Raw genomic sequence first — 17,918 nt, forward strand, 5'->3', positions numbered from 1 at the left:
TCCAAAAAAGAACAGTACTCGTTTTCTAATTCACCATAAAATCAGACGAATTGATACCAGAAACCAGTGAATCTCGTGCTGCTTCTAACTCAATTTTAATAAAGATAAGCTGCCCTTGGAGTTTATCATTTTTACCGCTTTGTAAAATAGCTTCGTTAATGAACGCAATGGTGTCGTTCATCTTGTTAAATGCCAAAGTAATTCGATTGTCAGACAGATTAATGAGTAGTTGGTTATCTTGAATTTCGGGGGCAATCGGTATATTTTGGAATATTGGGTCGCTCGGAAAATAAGTATCAAAAGGTAAACCTTTAATTGCAAGATAAACCTCTGTGAGACTATCAATGGCATCTTGGTAGAATTGTTCTTTAATCGGATTTGGCGGGAAAGGGAAGGCATTCAATTCTCGGAAAAAAATTAACGCACTTTCAGTATATCGAATCGCTTGTACTGTGTAAGCCAAGGCAAATCTTACAGTTGAAATAATGTTAGAGGACATGGTCTTCACTCCTAGAGATGAATTCCTATTAGTGTATGTAAGGAAGACGAGCCCGTAAAGGACAATTAGGTAATTTATTCATGGGAGTTCGAGTTTTAAATTAATATGATCTGTTTAACCTCTTTCTTATTTTTAAGGAAGGGGTTTTCCTACTATCTAAAAGCAAGATAATCCATGAAACATGGCGGGGAAATCCATTGTGATTGGAGGTTAGGTAGGATATTCTAAGCATAATCCTTTATGAAGGAGTGGTTTAATGAAAAATGGTCCAATTTTTAGAGAACATTTTGTCTTACATAAATGGAGTTATTTGCTTGGAACAGTTTTGTTATCCATATCACTTGTTATGCAATTATCAGTTCCAAGTTTATTAAAGGCGTTTACCGACGGGCTTCAAAACGAGTCCATTCATGTTTCAGATTTACTTAAATTGTCGTTTTGGTTTACGATTGCTGGAATTGGAACCTTTTTATTTCGGTCAAGTGGCCGTATTTATATATTCCGCATGTCCAGAATGCTGGAACGGGACTTGCGGACGCAGCTATTTTCACATTGGGAGAAGCTTGAGGCCGATTATTTTCAGAATCAACGAACTGGGAATTTAATGGCCCATGCCGTAAATGATGTGAATATCCTCAGGCAAATCGGGATGCAAGGATATTTTCAAATGGTAGAAGCCGTAGTATTAATATCTATAGCGGTTATTATGATGGCGGGTACCATTAATCTTTACCTCACATTTCTTGTCTTATTACCATTACCGGGGTTAACCTTCATTGCTTACCGTTTTCGAACCAAAATTCAAATGCATTCTCTAAATGTACAAGAGGCAATCGGTATATTGACGAGTCGTGTTCAAGAATTTTGTTCGGGAATTAGTGTAATAAAAACCTATGTACAGGAAAAAGAAGAAATAAACAAGTTTACAAAAGAAAATGAGTCCAATGTCGAGGTAAATAAACAACTAATTCGCTCGAACTCACTTTTTACTTCATTAAGTCAAGGTATCATTGGATTTAGCTATTTACTTTCTATTGTAGTGGGTTCTATCTTGGTTATGAAAAGCATCATCTCACTTGGTGACTTTGTTGCTTTTAATACCTATTTATCTATGTTGATCGGTCCCATTGAAAACATAGGTAAGGTCATTAATCTTCTCCAACAAGGAAAAGCTGCAGATCACAGGATTCGTCAGGTTCTATCAACTGATCCGGATATTCGTGATACAGAAGAGCTGCTTCCTTTAACTTCAATAAAGGGGGATCTGAAAATAAAAAATTTATCTTTTAAGTATCAAAGGAACACTCGTTATGCCTTGCGCAATATTAACGTTACCATCCCCAGAGGAACAAGTTTGGCCATTGTTGGAAGGGTAGGCAGCGGAAAATCCACTCTAGTCCATTTACTTTTACGTTTATACAATCCCCCCAAAAATACCATCTTTATCGATCATCATGATATTCACGATGTTCCATTAAAAACACTGCGATCTTCCATTGCTTATGTCCCGCAAGACAATTTTTTATTTTCCTCGACGATTAAAGATAATATTTCCTTCGATCCGAGCCCTTATCAGGATGAGGAAGTATACCAAGCAGCAAGGCAAGCCCAAGTTTATGCTGATATTATTGGGTTACCTAACAAGTTTGAAACCGAATTAGGTGAGCGGGGTCTTTCGTTATCTGGGGGACAAAGGCAGCGTGTCAGTATTGCTCGAGCGTTAATTAAACATTCACCTATTATCATCTTTGATGACAGCCTTTCAGCAGTAGACTCTAAAACCGAAGCAAATATTTTAAAAACACTCCGTACTGAGATGAAAGGTCGAACATCCATTATCATTAGTCATCGTATTTCTACCATTCAAGAAGCTGATCAAATAATTGTATTAGATAAAGGGGAAATAGTCGAAAGGGGAACGCACCAGTCTCTATTAAAGGGAGATGGTATTTATAAAAAAATGTATACACAGCAAATAACGGGACTTACCTCCGTTCAGTCAAAAAGCTCAGTTATTTATGAAAAAAAATTGTGATTAAAAGAAGGAGGAGGGATCATTCGAAATAAAAAAGAGGGAAATAATCCTAAAATGGGTGATCGTCAATTAGCAAAGGGAATGCTATCTTTCGCAAAACCATATTGGAAACTCCTTTTATTCTCGATTCTGTTAACTGGCTTTATTGTTATCGCAAGCTTAGCTCAGCCTTTCATCTTAAAAGTGGCAATTGACAATCATATAAATGGATTATATGATCCAATGATTTCCGCCCAGCAGTTCAAAGCTGCTGAAGTGAAAGAACAATTAGAGAATAAGAATATTCTATATAAGGAGATAGCGACAATCGACCATATCGTTTATTTTCGATTGGAATCCTCTAATCCCCACTTCCAGCCAGGTTTAAGAGCAGAGAAAACGGCCATTGTTTTGATAAAAAATAACTATTATCTTGTTCATGGGTGGAATGAAGGACTCAACCAAGTAAAAGGATATCAACTCCTTCGGAATAACCAAGAAATTAAGATAAGTAATCATACCTATCCTGTTTCTATTTTAACGACAAAGGACGTTGACCAATTCCGAACTAATGATTACCAAGGACTCATTTATTTAGGAATCCTGTATTTTTTATTAATTATCGCTTCTTCAGTATGTACGTATTTTCAAAATAACACTCTGCAATTTACTGGACAGTATGTCATCTTTGACTTTCGGCAAGCCATTTTCCATCATTTTTCCCAGATGTCAATGTCATTTTATCGCCGAAATCCGATTGGCAGATTAGTAACAAGGGTGACTCATGATGTCGAATCCCTCAATCAACTTTACTCACAAGTAATTGTTAACTTAGTAAAAGATGTCCTTATTTTGATAGGAATTCTATTTTTGATGCTTTATCTGAGTGTTAAACTAACGCTCATCTGCTTCATTGTCATTCCTGTTATTGGAGTGGTCACCTTTTATTTTAAACGGGTGTTGCGTACCTCACAAAGGAACTTGCGAACGATTCTTTCAAGGCTTTTATCTTTTCTTGCCGAAAATCTCTCAGGGATGAGTGTAATTCAACTTTTTATTCGGGAAGGAAGACAATTGGAGATGTTTAATGAATTAAACGAGAAGCATTACCGGGCTGGTATGCGTCAAACGATCATTAATTCCATTTTTAACCCTTCGATAGGTCTTTTCGGAAATATCTCACTTTCGCTGCTGGTTTGGTATGGCGGAAGGAGTGTTTTAGACGGGAGTATTACGTTTGGAACTGTCTATGCGTTTACCCATTATGTCAGGCAGTTTTTTGAACCGCTTAGAAGTCTAGCAGACCGGTTTAACCAGATACAAGCCGCGCTTGCATCAGCTGAACGGATATTTGATACGCTTGAAACGAAACCAACCATCCTAAACCCTGTTCAGCCTAAGAAACTTTCGGAAAAGGTTCAGGGCAGGATCTCTTTTCAAAATGTATGGTTTGCCTATGAGAACGAAGAGTGGGTTTTAAAGGATATTGAATTTAGGGTGAATAAAGGAGAAACAGTTGGGATTGTCGGGGCAACCGGGGCAGGCAAGAGCTCGATTATTCAACTCATCAACCGATTTTATGATAACCAAAAGGGGATCGTCACCCTAGACGGGATCAATATTAAAGAAGTTCCCTTAAATGAGCTTAGAATGCACATTGGAATTATACAACAAGATCCTTTTGTTTTTTCAGGTACTGTTTTTGAAAATATTCGCTTAAATCATCGGGAAGTCAGTGATGAAGCTATTATAAAAGCGGCTAAAGCGGTAAATATTGATTTGTTTTTTAGTAGACTGCCGCAAGGATATGAAACATTGCTCGGAGAGGAAGGGACCGTATTATCGGCTGGTCAAAAGCAGCTGCTTGCTTTTTTAAGAGCAATGATTGCCAACAATGATGTCCTAATACTGGATGAAGCTACGGCTAATATTGATACAGAAACAGAACAGGCCGTTCAAGATACCTTAAAAGAAATATCAAAAAATCGAACAACGATGATTATTGCACATCGACTCTCTACGATTCAGCATGCGGATAAAATAATCGTCTTAGATAAAGGTAGAATTGTAGAAATGGGAAATCATCAACAACTATTAAAAAACCAATCGGTTTACTATCAATTATGTCTTAATCAGAGTAAAGGAATTCGAATGAAGGAAAGAGTTTGACTGAACTCATTGCCATTAGGTTTATAGTTCTTTTTATAATCGGTTGAACGGTTCTTTCAACTGAGGAAACAATATAAGGATGGTTTAACTATTCATTAAGCCACCCTTTTTCACTAATGCGGAAAGGGATGTTTTTTGGTCATCACTAAACTGAGTAGGGGATAGCCCTACTATTTTTTTGAAAATCCGGCTGAAGTATAGTTCATCCTCATATCCGACACTTTGACTGACTTCTTTAATCCGTATATCTGAATGGGCGAGCAGCTCTTTTGCTCGATCAATACGCAGATGGGTCAAATATTCAATCGGGCTATAACCCACATTCTTTTTAAACAGTCTAGAGTAGTGACTCTTACTTAAGCCAGCTAACTTTGCTAAGTCTGTTAAGGTTATTACCTGATTATAATGATTGCCGATGTAATCGATCGTTTCCTCAATCACTCGATTTGTATCCCCAGGTATAGTTTGAGAATGAAAGTCATGGATAAAGGAGAGTAATAATTCCTGGAAAAGGATTTTTTGTTTAAAGGCAATGGTTGCACCTCTTCGTTTTGATAGCGAATTGATTTGTTCTAATAAAAGGACAACTCCTGCACTATTTTTAATGGTATAAACTCCGTGTAATGGAAAGGTGATTTCCTGTGGGAGTTTAAAATGCCATTGTTCTTTCCTTTCAAATGCCACGGCAGGAGTAAAACGAATAAAATAAAATTCGAGTGGATCAGAAGGGGAAGTTTTTTTATCACAAATCATCCCTGGCGTAAAAACGACGAGTTTTCCTGTTGAGAGTGAACTATTTTTCCCGTTAATCACAATTTCCCCAGTTCCTTTTGTAATAAACCAAAGGGAATGATAGAGAGGTTTTTTCCCTGTTTTAGACCAATTAGGCGGACACGTTTTATAACCTGCTAACAATAACGAAAAAGTCATCTCATTTAGTTTTGATACTAGGCAGCCTAATTCCATAAAATAGAAATCATCCTTTACTGATAGATTGCTAATTTAGGTTAATTATATGCGAAAATAGCAAAACTATAACTTGTTCGTTTGTCATAATAAACTATGAGGAAGGAAGCCTTTTTTGTCATTAACTCTTTGGCTCTTCCAATTTATAACCAATTCCTCGATATGTTTTAATATAAACTGGCTTTTTTGTCTCCTCTTTTAACTTTTCTCTTAATCTTGAAATATGGACATCCACAATTCGCGTGTCGCTCGAAAAATCATTTTTCCACACAGTGTTGAGCAATTCATCACGACTTTGAACTCTACCCCTATTTCTCGCTAAATATAGTAGTAATTCAAATTCCTTCAAAGTTAGTTCTATTGGCTTCCCTTTGAAATGGGCTTCAAATTTCTGAGGAAACATCACTAATTCACCAATTTCTATTTGTGATTCTTCTGTGGTAGTGTCAATCGCTGTCTCTAATTGAATCTGAGCTCTTCTTAGTATCGCTTTAACTCTCGCAATCACCTCTCGCGGGCTGAATGGTTTAACCATATAATCATCCGCACCTAACTCAAGACCGATTATTTTATCAAGTTCGTCGTTTTTTGCAGAGAGCATTAAAATGGGGGTCATAATCTTTTTCTGTCGAAGTTGCTTACAAACCTCCATACCATCTAACTTTGGAAGCATTAAATCTAATAGAATAACATCTGGTGCCTCTGTTTCAGCTAGTCTTTTCCCCTCTTCACCATCCATAGCTGTTATAATTTCAAATCCTGCACGGCTCAAGTTGAATTGCAGCAACGTTATTATGGATGGTTCATCATCGATTACTAGTATTTTACGTTTCATAAAATCCCCCGTTATTCTAATAGGATGACAATCTTCAGTTCTTGTTAATTTTACCCTTTGTTAGGCTTGGTCTCTTTAATGATAATTTTAGCTGTTGTTTTTTACAATTTAATCTAAAGAAACTTTACAAGGAATTAACCTAACTTTACGAACCCTTAACAATCTGGAAACCCTAGGTTAATATATTTTTTATTTAATAGATTACGTAATCAAAAAGTTTATAGAAACTAGGGGGAGAACAATGGGAATACATACTATTAGTAAAAAAGCGACTACTATCGCACTAGGATTAGCTTTAACGATTCCGGCATTAACACCTGCTGCTGCCGCAGGCAATGGTCATGTTACGATTGATTCCGTTAAGTTTAATGGGATGGAAGCACCGAAAACAATCGAAAAAATGGTTCAAACCTATACGAACGCTTCAATGGATGTAAAGTATAGTAATGGTGAAGTAAAGAATTTCCCACTATCTTATAAGAGGCTATTTAAATCTGAAGATAAAGTAGCAATGAACAAAGGAAAATTGATTCCTGCAGGCACACCAATCGATGTGAATGGTGACCCCATCATGGATACAAGCGTGGAAGGAAAACCTACCTATTATGTATCAGATGCACCTGATTCCAATAGTCTATTGAACCCAATCCATGGACAACAATATATGGTTACCCATTATGAATACCAAACAATTGATGCTGCTGGTAAATCAGCATATGGTATTGTTCCTGCTTCCATGTCATTATCTACATTGGAACAAAATAAAAAAACTGGGGAATTAACCCCTAAAGAGGTTAAGAAAATTGATTTTTCAAGTGTAAATGGATTGTGGATACCATGTAACGGTTCTCTTTCACCATGGAATACACATTTAGGTTCTGAAGAATATGAGCCAGATGCACGCAGTTTTGAACTTGATCCAAATTCCTCTGAAAGAACTGGGGTAGAAAGTTTTGCAAAGCTTTATTTTGGGGACAAGTCAAAGGCAAATCCGTATTTTTATGGATTCATTCCTGAAATTAAAGTAGATAAACAAGGAGAAGCTTCTGTTGCAAAACACTATAGTATTGGCCGTTTCTCTCATGAATTAATGAAGATGATGCCTGATCAGCGTACAGCATTCTTTGGAGATGATGGTTCCTATACAACTATGTTTATGTATGTAGCGGATAAAGCAAAAGATCTTACAGCGGGTACCCTATATGCAGCGAAATTCCATCAAACCGGCACAGAAAATGGCGGATCTGGGAATCTAGAATGGATAAAGATTGGTCATGCTACAGATAAAGAAGTGAAAAAAATCATTGACAGTGGCGCTAAGTTTAGTGATATTTTCGAAACTTCTGATGTACCAAAGGAAGGCTTCAAAGCGATCAAGCAATACTCATATGGAAAAACAGAATACTTAAAGCTTAAGCCTGGCATGGAAAAGGCAGCAGCATTTTTAGAGTCTCGCCGCTATGCAGCCATGCTTGGGGCAACATCTGAGTTTAACAAAATGGAAGGTGTGACCCTAAACGAAAAGGATAAAAAAGTTTACATTGCGATTTCCGATCAAAGTAATGGTATGGTCGAAAATTCTGCCGATCCAGTCGATGATATGAAGCTGTCAAAAATAAAATCAGGTGTTACGTATCAATTAGATTTAACTGAGGGTCAAAAAGATAGCACAGGTCAAAAGATTAATAGCAAATATGTGGCAGCCAGTATGTCTGGACTAATCGCAGGTGAAGACATGCCATCTGCGGACACATACGGAAATACAGCGAATGTCAATAAAGTAGCCAATACAGATAATTTAAGCTATTCAGAAGCATTAAGGACCTTATTTATTGGCGAGGATAGCGGAATGCATACAAATAACTTTGTATGGGCATATAATGTGGATACAAAAGAATTAACAAGAATTTTATCTGTTCCAGCTGGAGCTGAATCAACTGGTTTGTTTGCTGTGGATAACCGAAATGGATTCTCTTACATTATGAGTAATTTCCAGCATCCAGGGGATGAATTAGAAGGTAAGAAGATTACAGCAGTCGATAAAACCGAATTAGAACAAGCGATGGAGAAAGAAATCGGAATTGATCGAACTGGTGGAGTAGGTTATATTTCCGGGTTACCTTCTCTAGAAGACTTGCAAAATACCAATAGAGATGTAAAAAGCGATTTAAATAACAAATAAATTATTACTCACTTGGAAATAAATAGTTTTCTCTGATTAACTCCGGTAATCTAACGTTACCGGAGTTAATTTTTAAGAGGGCTCTTTTGTGGGCTAAACTTTCATTTTTAATCCAACTAGGGGTGTTTACATGAAGAAACGAACAACGATTTTATTTATATCCATTTTTTGCTTTTTAGTAGTCCTGGCTGTTTTAGGCTTGAATGCAAAGCGGGAATCAGCCTCTGTTCAAATTAAAAAAGGTGAAACAATGATATTTCATTTATATGCAGCAGATATGGAACAAGAAGTGTCTCAAGGAAATACCCTATATTCTTGGGGCTTTGGCTTATGGGATCCTAAAAAAAATGCACCTGCTTCTCCGCCAAGTGTGCCGGGTCCAGAAATTCGTGCCAAAGAGGGCGATCACGTAAAAGTCGTGTTCCATAATCAACAAAAAGAATTACATACTATTCATTTTCATGGAGTCGACAATAGTTTTGCTGGGGATGGGACACCTGATATGAGTCAACACCCCACCATGAAAGGTGATTCCTTCACTTACGAATTCGATGCTAAAAAAGCAGGAACATATTATTATCATTGTCATGTTGAACCGGACAGGCATCCAGAAATGGGTTTATATGGGGCTTTTATCGTGGAGCCAAAACCAGCCAAATATAAGACAGATGGTGAGTTTACATTGCTCCTATCCGAAAGAGATCCGCTTTTAAGCTTAGCGGAAGGTACAGAAGCACATCAATATGTTGGTACAGCTGCAGAGCATCTTCACCTAGAGGGTGAATATGATACAACCGAACGAAAAGCTAAGTACTATATGATTAATGGGAAAGTAGATCCTGAAATACCGCCTCTTCATGTTAAAGAAGGAGGAACCTATTTAATCAGGTTAATAAATGCTGGTTCAGAAGTTCATACCTTTCATACCCATGGGCATCATTTTAAAGTGGTAGCTTCTGATGGTAGAGATATCGCAAACCCAATGACAAAGGATTCGATTACAATCGGACCAGGCGAAAAGTATGACCTATTGCTGAAAGCGGACAATCCTGGAATTTGGCCGATTCATTGCCATATGGGGCCGCATGATACACATGGCATGCACATGATGATGGTTTATGAACAATACCATGATAAAATGAACCATGGAAATATGAATCCAGTCAGCGATGTAAGACACCATTTTGCATTGTTGAAACAATATCAATTTGAAAAGAACTATGAGGCAATGAAACCAGAGATAAAGGATATTATCCAAGGTATACAAGGATTTTATAGTGTTTCATCCGATGATCACTTTGAAGAGTGGACAGCCCTTGACAACGCAGCTGCCACTGTAAGTAAGCAATTAAATAGCTCACCAAATCCTGAAGCTTTAAAGAATTCAATTAATGATCTTGAACAAAAGATTAATACCATGGATCAAGCGCTACAAGCTGGAGATCCAAGCTAATCATTTACTGAAAATTATAGGTATCGAAAAGAATCTGAGTGATATACTCAGGTTCTTTTGTTTTATTCGGAGTTCATTAACTAGAGTTTAAGGACAAAAAAAATAACCTTAACACTGAAAGGTTAGTTTCTTACAATTTAAAGCATTAATGAATTTGTTTAATACCAGATAAATGGATGGAATGGAGCACTTTTTTTTCATCTATTAATGAAACCAGTTGGTCTTTGAGATTTAAGCGGCGAACCCGTCCTTTAAGGGTCCTTAAAACTCCATTTTTATAATATTCAACCGTAATCAGTCCACCTTGAGCTAACTTTTTCAAGAACATTCTATTGCCTCCTTTTTTGTCGTAATTCATTACATAATCAAATTATACGGTAAGTATTTTAAGAGAAGATGAAGCAAGTGTTAAAGAATTATTAATTATAACTATGTAAAGATGACTTAACTACTATAATAGTAGATTCGCGTAAAAGAACTAGTTATATAGTTATGGATAAATAGTCAGAATTTTATTTATTTATCTTTAACATTGCTTCAACTATTCCTTAATAAAAGAATTGTATTCTATTAAAGTATTAAAGAAAGGGGATGGTAAGGATGTTAAAGAAGCTTAGAAAAAAGAAAAAGCTGCTTGCTGGACTTACTTTATGCACTGTGTTGATGGGGTCAGCAGGGGTTTACGCTGCAAATGATGGAGCATTTGGAAGTAATTTAGTTGGGACACAAGCGGATGGTTCCGTGCAAACACCTGTTAATCAATTGATTACACCGGCAGGAAAGCAAATTGAATTTGGCGGAAACCCAATTTCTGTTGCTGTTAATCCAAAGGGAAAAACGGCAGTAACCATTGTTGGCCGTAACAATTATGGCGGCAAGGGAATCAACGTCGTCGATCTTGCAACAGGAAAATTGACATTAAAAGATTTCAATTTAGGCCTTTCTACAATGTGGGGATTAACCTATTCGAAAGACGGTAATCAGCTATTTGCAACAGGTTCTAAGGGAGGAAAAGGGAAATTGGTGGTTATGTCTGTTGGTACAGACGGAATTCCTGCTATTCAAAAGACTTATACTCTTCCAAACGCAGCTGTAGGTGGAAATATCAACCCGCTTGATCTAACAGTTGGACCACAAGGCCAGCTATTAGTAGCTCTTAACCGTGATAACAGCCTTGGTGTGTTCGATCCGCAAACAGGCGTATTAACAGCTAAAATTGCAGTGGAAAATGCCCCAACAAGTGTTTTAGTTGATGGTAATACGGCGTATGTTACAAACCAAGGCGGACGGGTAGCGAAGGCTGGGGATACAACAGTTGATTCTTCAGGAACTCAAGTAGTCGTCGACCCTAAGACAGGAGCGACGTCAACAGGAACAGTATCAGTTATTGATCTGACAACAAACAAAGTTACAAAGACCATTGAAGTTGGTGTACAGCCTGAACGTATGACACAATCCGGTCAGTACATATTCGTTACAAATACAAACAGTGACACGGTTTCCGTTATTGACTCAAAGACAAATAATGTCGTACAAACAATTGATATTAAACCGTATCCGAATGCGCATAAAGGTTCTGCACCAAACGCTGTTAAGGTAGTAGATAACAAGTTAATGGTCAGCCTTGGCCGTGATAACGCCATTGCGGTGTATGACTGGCAAGGCCCTGATAAGTCTCCAGAATTACAAGGCCTCTTACCGACTGCTTGGTTCCCAGTCGATATTGCAGTAGATGCGGAAAATAAAAATCTAGTAGTTGCTAATGCGGATGGTATTGGTTCACAAGGACCAGCACGGGATTTAACGATTCAAGGAATTAAGGTTTCTGGCCACTCTTCCTATGCGCAAATGGGATCTCTTTCCTTAATCCCATTCCCTTCGGCTGAGGATCTAGCTAAGGGAACAAAACAGGTTTACGCTGACAACAACTGGTTTGGCTTAAAGGATCTGAACGCAAAACCGCGTACTAATAAGAAACCTGTCGCAATGCCTGAGCGTGTTGGCGAGCCATCAACTATTAAACATGTATTCTATATTATCAAAGAAAACCGGACCTATGACCAAGTACTAGGTGATCTAGGGAAAGGTAATGGAGAAGTAGGATTAACACAGTTCCCTAAAGCAGTAACTCCTAACATTCATAAACTTGCGACTACCTTCCCGCTTCTTGATAATGTGTATACCTCAGGTATCCAATCAGCGAGCGGACACCAATGGGTCATGCAAGGAACGAACACTGACTATGAGGATAAAGAAACCGATACAGCTAATGTTAAAAGCTATCCTGGCGGCGCCGGGGATCCAATGGCATATGCTCCTACAGGACATTTATGGGATCAAGCAGCTAAATATAATGTATCCGTCGAGAACTTCGGAGAAGATACAACCGGGTTCATAGGCTCAGCACCATTTGGTACTTGGACTGATTGGTATAACGATTACTTAATCCTTTCTGGACAAAAGCAAGGTACTCTTCATGTACCAATCGGAAACTATTCGGCTACTTATGATATTCCGTCACTTGGACCTATCACGTATAAACCGTTCCCGACGTTTGATACGAATATTCCAGATCAATACCGATTCGAAATTTTTAAACAGCGCTTTGAAGAACATGTTAAAAATAATGATCTACCAGCATTAAACACGATGTGGGTGATGGATGACCACACGGCAGGAAATGCTACAGGTTCTCCAACACCACAGGCAATGGTGGCAGATAATGATTTGGCTATTGGTAAAATCGTTGACCTGATTTCACATAGCCCATATTGGAAAGATTCTGTCATTTTTATTACTCAAGATGATTCACAGAATGGGTTAGATCACGTGGACGGCCATCGTGAGCCGGCACATGTCATCAGTCCTTGGGTGAAGAAAGGTATTACAGACAGTCACTACTGGACTGTCATCAACATGGTTCGCAGTATTGAGCAAATTCTTGGTCTTCCTGCCATGAACCAAAACGATGCAGCGGCAGAGCCAATGAGCGAACTTTTTACAAATAAGCCTGACTTTACTCCGTACAATTTTGAACCAAACCAAATCCCGCTTGACACTCTAAACGGTCAGCCTGGGTCTAATACTGCTGCCCTTGCCAACACAGAGCAAGTGACACCAGAGACAAAGGAACTTTCTAAAAAGTGGACGGAATGGTCTAACAAGAATAAGGACAAGTTTACCGGTAAACATGCTTCACCAGATGAAGTTAACGCCAATATGCTGAATCATGCTGTTTGGTATTCAACAGAAGGTTTTGATAAACCATATCCAGGTGATAAAAAGGTTCATACACCAGATGAGGTAGAAAAGCAGCCGGAAAGCTTTGCTCCAAATCCTGCTGAAAATGACTAATCGTCAATGGTGTTGAAACAGTCAATAAACAACAATAGCTATCCATAAGGGTAGCTATTGTTGTTAAACCAAGTACCAATTACATAAAAGAGGGGGGAATTTGGGCTTCCATTGTCCAAATAAATCATATGAAACGATTGATAAATGAAACGATGAAACGTTCGATTCTCATTGTCACTTTAATAGTTCTTATCCTTATATGGGGTGGAATGTCGGCTCGACAAATACAGCGTGATTATCTGCCGGAAATTAATAATTCAACTCTCTCTCTAACTGTTCGTGCCGATCAATATCAGGCCGATCAAATAAAGGCGAAAATTACAGAACCGATTGGGCAGGCTCTCCGGATCGTGGACGGTCTTCAAGATGTCGAAACCAACTCATTCAATGGCGGGTCGTTGATCAGTCTGAACTTTCCCATGAATTATGATATGAAGCAAGCAGAGGAACAGGTGACAAAAGCATTAACGGATATCAAATTGCCGGACGGTATTGAAAAGCCGCTTGTAACCCGTCTTAGTACTCATTCCATGCCGATTATAAGAATGAGTCTGATCAGTTCGTCTCAAAATATAACAGAAAATATGCTCAGAACCTCTATTCAAGAAGATTTCGTCAATCGATTGAAAACAGTGCCAGGGGTTAAAGATGTACACGTATCCGGTGGGGGAACAGCCGGTTATGCAGTTAACTTGCGGATGGCAGATTTAAATAAGGCGGGCTTAACAATAAATGATGTAAAACAATCACTCGAAGAAAACTATACGACTGGAATAGAGGGAAAAGTTTCTAACAACCAAGTATCCATTCCTGTCCAGGTCTCCGGCTGGGTATTAAATCAACAAGATTTGTTGCAGTTGCCTATTCAAAACAGAGAAGGTATAACAGTTCCACTTTCTAAAGTGGCCGACATTTCAACTTCTATTGTCAACCTAGAGACTATATCAAGAACCAACGGGAAACCGAGTGTTCTAATCGATGTTTTAAAGACTCCATCCTCCAATATTACCGATGTTTCTAATCGGGTCAAGGAGAAAATGAAGGATATTCCTGCATTGAAAAATAAGGATATAAATGCGTCTATTCTCTTTGATCAAGGAGATCAGGTCAATGCGTCTTTAAAAGGTTTAATCAAAGAGGGTCTATTAGGCTGCTTGTTTTCGATGATTTGTGTTTTTCTGTTTTTCCGTAAAGTCCGTTCCACCTTACTAATTGTTATTTCCTTGCCAATCTGTTTATTAGCTACGACTGGTTTATTAAAAACAATGGGAATCAGTCTCAATATTCTTACCGTTTCTGGTCTTATTGTTGCAATGGGCAGGGTAGTCGATGACTCAATCGTCATTCTTGATAATATTAATCGGAAAGTGAATAAAGCACAGGGGAAAAACAGTCTATCATTGCTGACAGGTGCCGTGTGTGAAATGATCCCTGCGATTGTTTCATCTACGGCCACTACTGTAGCTGTCTATATTCCAATTGCACTTATAGGTGGTTTAGTTAGTTCGGCTTTTTCAGGTTTTGCATGGTCTGTGGTGATTGCTTTGATCATCTCACTATTTGTTTCTATTTTGGTTGTTCCAGCGCTCTACAACCTTTTTTGGAAAGGAAAACCAATCTCAAACGATGATAATTTAGAACCGGTTGCCTATAAAATAATCACATGGGTGTTTGCTCACAAGAAAAAAGTGTTTTTGACATTTACAGCTTTATTTTTATTATCATCAGTGGGTGCCGCCTTTCTTCCTGTGAATTTTTTACCAATGTCTAATAACAAAGGACAAATCGCGGTACAGGTGGAATTGCCACAAAATACTTCATTAACAGAAGTAGACGCTAAAGTAAGAAGGTTGGAAGGATTATTGGAAACAAACTCCAAAGTCGACTCGTTTTCATCAGGACTCGGTTCCTCTTTTACCCCCCAATCGGATGATGTATTTGATGCGGGAGGAGGGTGGCTTCAGAAACCGAACATTGCCAATTTGTCCATAACGGTAAAGAAGGATAACGACGTTGATAGCTTTATCCTGAGTCTTCAGAAACAATTAAATACATTATCAAGCAAAGCTGTATACACTGTTTCCAATCAAAGCATCGCAGGAGACGATTCCCAGTTAAAGATCAATCTTACCGGGGCGGATAGTCAGACATTGGAAACAATGGCCCAAACCTTGCGAACCAAGCTTAAGCTCGTACCGGGACTATCCGTACAGGGGATTGCCGATGATGAAGATCATATACCCCAGTATCAGATTACATTAAACCGCAAGGCGATCGAACATTATAACATTAAGCTAGATGATGTTTTAAATCGAATTCAGCAATTTACTGCAGAGGGAACACAAGGGTTCCTCTCTATTAATCGATATACATTTCCAATTGTCATTCATACGGATAAACAAAATGGCAGTACAAAGGATATTTTTACTTTAATGGGCGGCGAGACCTTTTTAACTAATCAAGGACAAAAAGTGACATTAGATCAACTTGCTTCATTAAAACCAGTAGGTTCCTCGGTGATTCAAGAGAAGGACGGAAAACCGTATGCGGTGGTTACAGCAAACATCATTTCCCGTGATATAGGAAAAGTTACGAAACAAGTCAAAAGTACCCTAGGGAAAATTCCGCTGCCAGAGGGGATCGAGTATTCCTTTGCAGGTGCACCTCAGCAAGTATATGAAATGATCTATGAGATGGCGATCGCTTTGTTCTTTTCCATTTTGCTTGTTCTGCTAATTATTAGTGCTGTATTCCGGGGGTGGAGAGCACCTTTAGCCGTTTTAGTGTGCATTCCATTAGCGTTTATTGGCTCTGTTATAGCAATGATTTTTTTTAGACTTGAATGGAATCTCGCCGCACTAGTAGGACTGATGATGTTAACGGGAATTGTGGTCACAAACGGGATTGTCCTAGTCGATAAGATTGAAAGAAACCTTTCGGAAGGATTAGAACTAAATTTAGCCATTCTGAGCGGCACGGCAACAAGAGTTAGACCTGTGTTAATGACTGCGGTAACGACTATTTTAACAGTCCTCCCGTTAGCTGTGTCAGGGAAAGGGGACACGATCATTTCTCAAACACTTGGTATTGTGGTTGTTGGAGGTATGATCAGTTCTACGCTTATTTGCCTGTTGATCATTCCAATTGTTTATAAATGGTTGAGTGGAAAGGTAGAAAATTCAACTATAAAACAGCAGCAAGGGTTATCAGCATAATTAACTTCATTCTAAGCATAAAATGAGCGGAACTCAGGCGCCAAAGTGTAGGAGTTCCGCTCTTTCGCCCTTCTTTGATTCAAGACATAAAAGATAGTATTTGCCAAATCTATCAAAACAACAAAAAGAGAACTTTACAAAACCTTTACATGCAATTAAAACTGAATTAATACTTATGGTCTATATTTAGTCTTGTAAGGAAAACAAAATAGATTCATAAATTGATATGAATCACTAGGGGGAAATAAAGCAAATGAAACGTTTGAAAAATCTAAGTCTACTTACACTTTTCGCAGCAGTAATGGTTTTCATGGCTGCATGTGGTGGCGGAACATCTACTGACAAATCAACAAGTAGCACAGAAAAATCAACAACTAAAACTGAGGAAAAGAAAGAACTTTCAGGTTCATTATCTATCTCAGGTTCATCTGCAATGCAGCCTTTAGTAGCAGCGGCGGCTGAAGAATTCATGGCGGCAAATCCAAAAGTTGATATACAAGTACAAGCTGGCGGATCTGGTACAGGCTTATCACAAGTTGCTGAAGGATCAGTTCAAATTGGTAACTCTGACGTATTTGCTGAAGAAAAAGAAGGCATCCCTGCGGATCAACTAGTGGATCATAAAGTAGCAGTAGTAGGTATGACAGCAGCTATTAACCCTAAAGTAGGGATTAAAGATATTAAAAAAGACGATTTAATCAAAGTATTCACTGGTAAAATCACTAACTGGAAAGAACTTGGCGGAAAAGACCAAAAAATCGTTCTTGTAAACCGTCCTGACTCTTCAGGTACACGTGCCGTATTCAATAAATTTGCTCTTGATGGTGCAACACCTGCTGAAGGAATTACAGAAGATTCATCTAACACAGTTAAAAAGATTATTAATGAAACAGATGGCGCCATTGGTTACCTTGCATTCTCATACTTTACTGATAAATCTGTAACACCTCTTTCCATTGATGGTGTTGAACCAACTGCAGAAAATGTACAATCTGGTAAATTCCCTGTATGGGCTTATGAGCACTCCTATACAAAGGGTGAAGCTACTGATCTTGCTAAAGCATTCCTAGATTATATGATGTCAGATGATATCCAAAACAAACTATTACAAGATCAAGGATACCTTCCTGTAACAAAAATGGAAGTAGAACGTGACGCTAAGGGAAATCAATCAAATAAATAAGATTTATTATCCTAAAAAAGGTAAATGCAGCAAATGCATTTACCTTTT

General features: G+C 38.2%; 11 protein-coding genes. 7 read left to right on the forward strand and 4 right to left on the reverse strand.

Going from position 1 to position 17,918, the window contains the following annotated elements; translation table 11 throughout:
• Positions 1–25: 25 nt before the first annotated feature.
• Positions 26–499, reverse strand: a complete 474-nt coding sequence (locus J7E81_RS05510; RefSeq protein ID WP_215041094.1) for a hypothetical protein — start codon at positions 497–499, stop codon at positions 26–28.
• A 256-nt stretch (positions 500–755) separates the two neighbouring features.
• Between J7E81_RS05510 and J7E81_RS05515 the strand changes: the two genes are divergently transcribed.
• Together J7E81_RS05515 and J7E81_RS05520 are read left to right on the forward strand one after the other, a co-directional pair.
• On the forward strand, positions 756–2,534 hold the full coding sequence (locus J7E81_RS05515) for an ABC transporter ATP-binding protein (protein WP_215041095.1): 1,779 nt from the start codon (positions 756–758) through the stop codon (positions 2,532–2,534).
• Between the two features lie 54 nt (positions 2,535–2,588).
• Positions 2,589–4,682: an ABC transporter ATP-binding protein gene (locus tag J7E81_RS05520; protein ID WP_215041096.1), complete on the forward strand. Its 2,094-nt coding sequence runs from the start codon at positions 2,589–2,591 to the stop codon at positions 4,680–4,682.
• An 84-nt stretch (positions 4,683–4,766) separates the two neighbouring features.
• On the opposite strand, the gene J7E81_RS05525 is transcribed toward J7E81_RS05520, so the two are convergent.
• Positions 4,767–5,648, reverse strand: a complete 882-nt coding sequence (locus J7E81_RS05525; RefSeq protein ID WP_215041097.1) for an AraC family transcriptional regulator — start codon at positions 5,646–5,648, stop codon at positions 4,767–4,769.
• Positions 5,649–5,769: 121 nt separating this feature from the next.
• The gene (locus tag J7E81_RS05530; RefSeq protein ID WP_215041098.1) at positions 5,770–6,483 is read right to left on the reverse strand and encodes a response regulator transcription factor; all 714 of its coding nucleotides are present in this window, start codon (positions 6,481–6,483) and stop codon (positions 5,770–5,772) included.
• Positions 6,484–6,724: 241 nt separating this feature from the next.
• Between J7E81_RS05530 and J7E81_RS05535 the strand changes: the two genes are divergently transcribed.
• Both J7E81_RS05535 and J7E81_RS05540 read left to right on the forward strand, forming a co-directional pair.
• The gene (locus tag J7E81_RS05535) at positions 6,725–8,665 is read left to right on the forward strand and encodes a PhoX family protein (RefSeq protein WP_215041099.1); all 1,941 of its coding nucleotides are present in this window, start codon (positions 6,725–6,727) and stop codon (positions 8,663–8,665) included.
• 130 nt (positions 8,666–8,795) lie between these two features.
• A complete protein-coding gene (locus J7E81_RS05540; protein ID WP_215041100.1) occupies positions 8,796–10,118 on the forward strand; it encodes a multicopper oxidase domain-containing protein in 1,323 nt (440 codons plus the stop codon).
• A gap of 145 nt (positions 10,119–10,263) precedes the next feature.
• Here J7E81_RS05540 and J7E81_RS05545 read toward each other — a convergent pair whose 3' ends face one another.
• Complete coding sequence (locus J7E81_RS05545; RefSeq protein WP_215041101.1) at positions 10,264–10,446, reverse strand: YolD-like family protein; 183 nt, start codon at positions 10,444–10,446, stop codon at positions 10,264–10,266.
• A 272-nt stretch (positions 10,447–10,718) separates the two neighbouring features.
• On the opposite strand from J7E81_RS05545, the gene J7E81_RS05550 reads away from it, so the two are divergent.
• From J7E81_RS05550 to J7E81_RS05560, 3 genes are all read left to right on the forward strand, one after another.
• The gene (locus J7E81_RS05550; RefSeq protein WP_215041102.1) at positions 10,719–13,472 is read left to right on the forward strand and encodes a bifunctional YncE family protein/alkaline phosphatase family protein; all 2,754 of its coding nucleotides are present in this window, start codon (positions 10,719–10,721) and stop codon (positions 13,470–13,472) included.
• 152 nt (positions 13,473–13,624) lie between these two features.
• Entirely contained in the window at positions 13,625–16,687 is a 3,063-nt protein-coding gene (locus J7E81_RS05555) for an efflux RND transporter permease subunit (protein ID WP_251028436.1), read from the forward strand.
• 253 nt (positions 16,688–16,940) lie between these two features.
• Positions 16,941–17,870 (forward strand): phosphate ABC transporter substrate-binding protein, encoded by a 930-nt coding sequence (locus tag J7E81_RS05560; protein ID WP_215041104.1) that lies wholly within the window; start codon positions 16,941–16,943, stop codon positions 17,868–17,870.
• Positions 17,871–17,918: the final 48 nt, after the last annotated feature.

Source organism: Bacillus sp. ISL-18 (assembly GCF_018613415.1).
GTDB lineage: Bacteria > Bacillota > Bacilli > Bacillales > Cytobacillaceae > Neobacillus.

Bases quoted from the DNA above. Each gene is read 5' to 3' on its own strand.
- J7E81_RS05510 (WP_215041094.1), bottom strand. From the start codon at position 499: ATGTCCTCTAACATTATTTCAACTGTAAGATTTGCCTTGGCTTACACA.
- J7E81_RS05545 (WP_215041101.1), bottom strand. From the start codon at position 10,446: ATGTTCTTGAAAAAGTTAGCTCAAGGTGGACTGATTACGGTTGAATAT.
- J7E81_RS05525 (WP_215041097.1), bottom strand. From the start codon at position 5,648: ATGGAATTAGGCTGCCTAGTATCAAAACTAAATGAGATGACTTTTTCG.
- J7E81_RS05530 (WP_215041098.1), bottom strand. From the start codon at position 6,483: ATGAAACGTAAAATACTAGTAATCGATGATGAACCATCCATAATAACG.
- J7E81_RS05550 (WP_215041102.1), top strand. From the start codon at position 10,719: ATGTTAAAGAAGCTTAGAAAAAAGAAAAAGCTGCTTGCTGGACTTACT.
- J7E81_RS05520 (WP_215041096.1), top strand. From the start codon at position 2,589: ATGGGTGATCGTCAATTAGCAAAGGGAATGCTATCTTTCGCAAAACCA.
- J7E81_RS05555 (WP_251028436.1), top strand. From the start codon at position 13,625: ATGAAACGTTCGATTCTCATTGTCACTTTAATAGTTCTTATCCTTATA.
- J7E81_RS05560 (WP_215041104.1), top strand. From the start codon at position 16,941: ATGAAACGTTTGAAAAATCTAAGTCTACTTACACTTTTCGCAGCAGTA.
- J7E81_RS05535 (WP_215041099.1), top strand. From the start codon at position 6,725: ATGGGAATACATACTATTAGTAAAAAAGCGACTACTATCGCACTAGGA.
- J7E81_RS05515 (WP_215041095.1), top strand. From the start codon at position 756: ATGAAAAATGGTCCAATTTTTAGAGAACATTTTGTCTTACATAAATGG.
- J7E81_RS05540 (WP_215041100.1), top strand. From the start codon at position 8,796: ATGAAGAAACGAACAACGATTTTATTTATATCCATTTTTTGCTTTTTA.